Here is a 474-nt window from a genome sequence, read left to right as displayed (position 1 = left end):
GAATTATTTGAGCGCATTGGCGACTATCAACAGGGACGGCAGTTAACAAGGCTGGCTGTGGTTCTGACTCTTCACCTGTTTATTCGCTCCAGTGAACTACGCTTTGCCCGCTGGAGTGAGATCGATTTCAGACACAAAATCTGGACTATCCCTGCCACTCGCGAGGCGATCGAAAAAGTCCGTTTTTCAGGTCGTGGCGCAAAAATGCGTACCCCGCATATTGTTCCGCTTTCCCAACAGGCAATTACCATTCTGAAACAGATAAAGGAAATCTCCGGCCATCTGGAGCTGGTCTTCCCCGGCGACCATAACCCGTATAAGCCAATGAGTGAAAACACTATCAATCGGGCGCTTCGTCTGATGGGGTACGATACTAAAGCTGACGTCTGTGGGCATGGCTTCCGGGCGATGGCCTGTAGTGCACTGGTAGAATCTGAACTGTGGTCGAGGGATGCCGTAGAGCGGCAAATGAGT

General features: G+C 51.3%; 1 protein-coding gene. It reads left to right on the top strand.

Features of this window, described 5'->3' with window-relative positions; translation table 11 throughout:
* Positions 1-474: site-specific integrase (locus tag FDX19_RS19900; RefSeq protein WP_249357575.1), on the top strand; the 474-nt coding region annotated here is incomplete at both ends.

The sequence above is a fragment of the Citrobacter sp. wls619 genome, assembly GCF_005281345.1.
GTDB lineage: Bacteria > Pseudomonadota > Gammaproteobacteria > Enterobacterales > Enterobacteriaceae > Citrobacter.
This window is presented reverse-complemented; position numbering and strand designations above follow the sequence as displayed.